Here is a 4480-nt window from a genome sequence, read left to right as displayed (position 1 = left end):
GACTTCCTGACGACGGACAACCTGCTGAACATCGGTGTCCAGGCGGCGGTGACGGCGATCCTGGCCTTCGGTGTGACGTTCGTGATCGTCTCCGCGGGCATCGATCTGTCGGTCGGCTCGGTGGCCGCGCTGTCGGCGACGGTGTTGGCCTGGAGCGCGACCTCGCACGGGGTGCCGGTCGTGCTCGCGGTGCTGCTGGCGGTCGCCACGGGTGTCGTCGCCGGTCTGGTGAACGGTTTCCTCATCGCCTACGGCAAGCTGCCCCCGTTCATCGCGACGCTGGCCATGCTCTCGGTGGGCCGTGGTCTGGCTCTGGTGATCTCGCAGGGCTCCCCCATCGCGTTCCCGGACTCGGTCTCCCACCTCGGGGACACCCTGGGCGGCTGGCTGCCGGTGCCGGTGCTGGTCATGGTGGTGATGGGGCTGCTCGCCGCGCTGGTGCTGGGGCGGACGTACCTCGGCCGGTCCATGTACGCGATCGGCGGCAACGAGGAGGCCGCGCGGCTGTCGGGTCTGCGGGTGCACCGGCAGAAGCTCGCCGTCTACGCCCTGTCCGGGGTTTTCGCCGCCGTCGCCGGCGTGGTGCTGGCGGCCCGGCTGTCCTCGGCGCAGCCGCAGGCCGCCGACGGCTATGAGCTGGACGCGATCGCCGCGGTCGTCATCGGCGGGGCCTCGCTGGCCGGTGGCACCGGCAAGGCGTCCGGCACGCTGATCGGCGCGCTGATCCTGGCGGTGCTCCGCAACGGCCTCAACCTGCTGTCGGTGTCGGCGTTCTGGCAGCAGGTCGTGATCGGTGTCGTGATCGCGCTGGCGGTGCTGCTGGACACCGTGCGCCGCAAGGCCGGGGCGACCCCGGTGGCCGCCGGTGCGGGCGGGCCGAAGGGCCGGCAGGCGGTGACGTACGGGCTGGCCGCCGTGGTCACCGTGGCCGTCGTCGGCGCCACCTCGTTCCTGCACGGCGGTTCCCCGTCGTCCGCGAACCCGAAGCTGGGTCTGTCGCTGTCCACCCTGAACAACCCGTTCTTCGTGCAGATCCGGGCGGGCGCCCAGGCGGAGGCGGAGAAGCTGGGCGTGGACCTGACCGTCACCGACGCTCAGAACGACGCCTCGCAGCAGGCCAACCAGCTGCAGAACTTCACCAGTTCGAAGGTGGGCGCGGTCATCGTCAACCCGGTGGACTCGGATGCGGCGGGCAACTCCGTCAAGGCCGCCGACCGGGCCGGGATCCCGGTCGTGGCCGTCGACCGTGGCGTGAACAAGGCGTCCGTGGACACCCTGGTGGCCTCGGACAACGTCGCCGGCGGCGAGCTGGCCGCGAAGACGCTCGCGGAGAAGCTGGGCGGCAAGGGGAAGATCGTCGTCCTCCAGGGCCAGGCGGGCACGTCGGCGGCGCGGGAGCGGGCGGCCGGGTTCGCCCGGGGCCTGCGGGCCTACCCGGGCATCCGGGTGCTGGCCCAGCAGCCCGCCGACTTCGACCGCACCAAGGGCCTGGACGTGATGTCGAACCTGCTGCAGGCCCACCCGGACGTGCAGGGCGTCATCGCCGCCAACGACGAGATGGCCCTGGGCGCGGCCAAGGCGCTCGGCTCGAAGGCCGGCCGGTCGGTGCAGGTGGTCGGCTTCGACGGCACCCCGGACGGGCTGAAGGCGGTCGAGGGCGGCACGCTGTACGCGTCCGTCGCCCAGCAGCCCTCGCAGCTGGGCCGGATCGCGGTGGACAACGCCCTCAGGGCGGTCCGCGGCGAGAAGGTGGCACCGATGGTGAAGGTGCCGGTGAAGGTGGTCACGAAGGACAATGTGGCCGGCTTCAGCGGCTGACAACGGACGGCCCGGGCGGGCGGGCGTGCCCCGGGGTGGCACACACACCCCGGGGTACGGCCGCCCCGGGTCATCTCTCAGGGGAGTCAACTGATGTACGACTACGACCTTCTGGTCGTGGGCTCGGCCAACGCCGACCTGGTGATCGGTGTCGAGCGGCGGCCGGCCGCCGGCGAGACGGTGCTCGGCGGCGACCTGGCCGTGCACCCGGGCGGCAAGGGCGCCAACCAGGCGGTCGCCGCCGCCCGGCTGGGTGCCGGTACGGCGCTGCTGGCGCGGGTCGGCGACGACGGTCACGGCCGGCTGCTGCTGGACTCCCTGCGCGCGGCCGGGGTCGACACGGCGGGGGTGCTGGCGGGCGGGGCGCCGACGGGGGTCGCGCTGATCACCGTGGACCCCTCCGGTGACAACAGCATCGTGGTGTCGCCGGGGGCCAACTCCCGTCTGCTGCCCGCGGACGTGCGGGCGGCGGCGGGCCTCCTGAACGCCTCGCGGGTGGTGTCGGCGCAGCTGGAGATCCCGCTGGAGACCGTCGTGGAGGTGGTGCGGAACCTGGCGCCGGGCAGCCGCTTCGTGCTGAACCCGTCCCCGCCGCGGGAGCTGCCCGGGGAGGTGCTGGCGGCCTGTGACCCGCTGATCGTGAACGAGCACGAGGCGCGGGTGGTCCTCGGTGCCGCCGGCGCGGGCGAGGATCCCGCGGACTGGGCCCGGCTGCTGCTGGCCGCGGGGCCGCGCTCGGTGGTGGTGACGCTGGGCGCGCGGGGGGCTCTGGTGGCGGACGCCTCGGGGGTGACCCGGGTGCCGTCGGTGACGGTGGACGCGGTGGACACCACCGGTGCCGGGGACGCGTTCACGGCGGCGCTGGCCTGGCGGCTGGGCGCGGGCGCCGGGCTGGCCGAGGCGGCCGGGTACGCGGCCCGGGTCGGCGCGGCGGCGGTGACGAAGCGGGGCGCGCAGGAGTCGTACCCGACGGCGGCGGAGGTGGACGCGCTGTGAAGCGGGCGGGGATCCTCAACCGGCGGCTGGCCGGTGCGCTGGCCGGGCTGGGGCACGGGCACGAGGTGCTGGTGTGCGACGCGGGCATGCCGCTGCCCGAGGGTCCCCGGGTGGTGGACCTGGCGTTCCGGGCCGGTGTGCCGTCGTTCGCCGAGGTGCTGGACGGTCTGCTGGCCGAGCTGGTGGTGGAGGGCGCCACGGCGGCGCGGGAGGTGCGGGCGGCCAATCCGGCGGCGGCCGGGCTGCTGGCGGACCGTTTCCCGGAGCTGGCGCTCGTCCCGCACGAGGAGCTGAAGGAGCGGTCGGCCGGGGCCCGGCTGATCGTGCGCACCGGGGAGGCCCGGCCGTACGCGAACGTGCTGCTGCGCTGCGGGGTGTTCTTCTAGTCCGCCTCGCCGTGGTCCGCGTCGCGGAGGTGGTCTCGCGTCCCGGACGTTTCGAGGGGGCGTTTCCCGGCCCGCGGGCCCGGCCACGCCCCCTCGTTCTCCCCTCCCCTGCCGGAACCCTCGACTCCCCCCCGGGGTCCCCCGTGGTTCCGACGTCATGTACGACACCATGGGCGCCGGAATGGTTGCGCCCGGTTCCGCATTTTTTTCCGGCCGGCCCGCTGGACCGGCCCGCCGGTGGATGCGGACCGGTCCGCTAGCGGACCACGTGCTCCACGAACCGCCGCGCCGTCCGGGCGAGGACCTCCCGGCCGTCCTGGGCCCACAGGCCCTCGTTGAACAGCTCGACCTCGATGGGTCCGGTGTAGCCGGCGGCCTCCACGTGGCCCTTCCACGCGCGCAGGTCGATCGAGCCGTCGCCGAGCTGCCCGCGGCCGACGAGGACGCCCTCGGGCAGCGGGGTGGTCCAGTCGGCGAGCTGGAAGGTGTGGATGCGGCCGGCCGCGCCCGCGCGGGCGATCTGGGCGGGCGCCTGGTCGTCCCACCACACGTGGTACGTGTCCACGGCCACCCCGACCTGGTGCGCGGGGAAGCGTTCGGCGAGGTCGAGGGCCTGGGCGAGGGTGGAGACCACGCAGCGGTCGGCGGCGTACATGGGGTGCAGGGGCTCGATGGCGAGCCGTACCCCGCGTTCGGCCGCGTACGGGGCGAGGACGGCGAGGGCGTCCGCGACGCGCTCCCGGGCGCCGCGCAGGTCCTTGCTGCCGGCGGGGAGGCCGCCGGAGACGAGGACCAGGGTGTCCGTGCCGAGCGCGGCGGCCTCGTCGACGGCCGCGTGGTTGTCGGCCAGTGCCGCGGCCCGCTCGGCGGGGTCGGTCGCCGTGAGGAAGCCGCCCCGGCACAGGGTCGTCACCGTCAGGCCGGCGTCACGGACCAGCTCGGCGGTCGCCGCCAGGCCGTACGCCCGGACCGGCTCCCGCCACAGGCCCACGTGGCCGATGCCCAAGGTGGTGCAGGCGTCGGCCAGTTCGGGCAGCGACAGCTGTCTGACCGTCATCTGGTTGACGGAGAGACGCGCCAGGTCGGTGCTCACCGGCCCACCCCGTACACACGCAGCAGGTTCCGCATCCGCTCCTCGGCCAGCCGGGGGTCCGGGAACAGGCCGAGGGTGTCGGCGAGTTCGTAGGCGCGGGCCAGGTGCGGCAGGGAACGCGCCGACTGCAGGCCGCCGACCATGGTGAAGTGGCTCTGGTGGCCGGCGAGCCAGGCGAGCAGGACCA

General features: G+C 74.5%; 5 protein-coding genes. 3 read left to right on the top strand and 2 right to left on the bottom strand.

Going from position 1 to position 4480, the window contains the following annotated elements; genetic code table 11:
• From IE312_RS18520 to rbsD, 3 genes are all read left to right on the top strand, one after another.
• Nucleotides 1–1818 (top strand): ABC transporter permease/substrate-binding protein (locus IE312_RS18520; RefSeq protein ID WP_229900048.1); only part of this gene is annotated, 1818 nt, incomplete at its 5' end.
• 93 nt (nucleotides 1819–1911) lie between these two features.
• Nucleotides 1912–2814, top strand: coding sequence for a ribokinase (locus tag IE312_RS18515; RefSeq protein ID WP_189983149.1), 903 nt, complete (start codon nucleotides 1912–1914; stop codon nucleotides 2812–2814).
• Nucleotides 2811–3200 (top strand): D-ribose pyranase, encoded by a 390-nt coding sequence (rbsD, locus tag IE312_RS18510; protein WP_189983146.1) that lies wholly within the window; start codon nucleotides 2811–2813, stop codon nucleotides 3198–3200. Before IE312_RS18515 ends, rbsD begins: the two co-directional genes overlap by 4 nt.
• Nucleotides 3201–3456: 256 nt before the next feature.
• On the opposite strand, the gene IE312_RS18505 is transcribed toward rbsD, so the two are convergent.
• Entirely contained in the window at nucleotides 3457–4293 is an 837-nt protein-coding gene (locus tag IE312_RS18505; RefSeq protein WP_189983144.1) for a sugar phosphate isomerase/epimerase family protein, read from the bottom strand.
• Nucleotides 4290–4480, bottom strand: a 191-nt coding sequence (locus tag IE312_RS40745; RefSeq protein ID WP_229900046.1) for a DUF993 family protein, incomplete at its 5' end; no start/stop codon positions are given. The genes IE312_RS18505 and IE312_RS40745, both read right to left, overlap by 4 nt.

The organism is Streptomyces capoamus (assembly GCF_014654935.1).
Taxonomy (GTDB): Bacteria; Actinomycetota; Actinomycetes; order Streptomycetales; family Streptomycetaceae; genus Streptomyces; species Streptomyces capoamus.
Note: the sequence above shows the minus strand (reverse complement) of the source record. Positions and strands in the feature narration are given on the sequence as shown.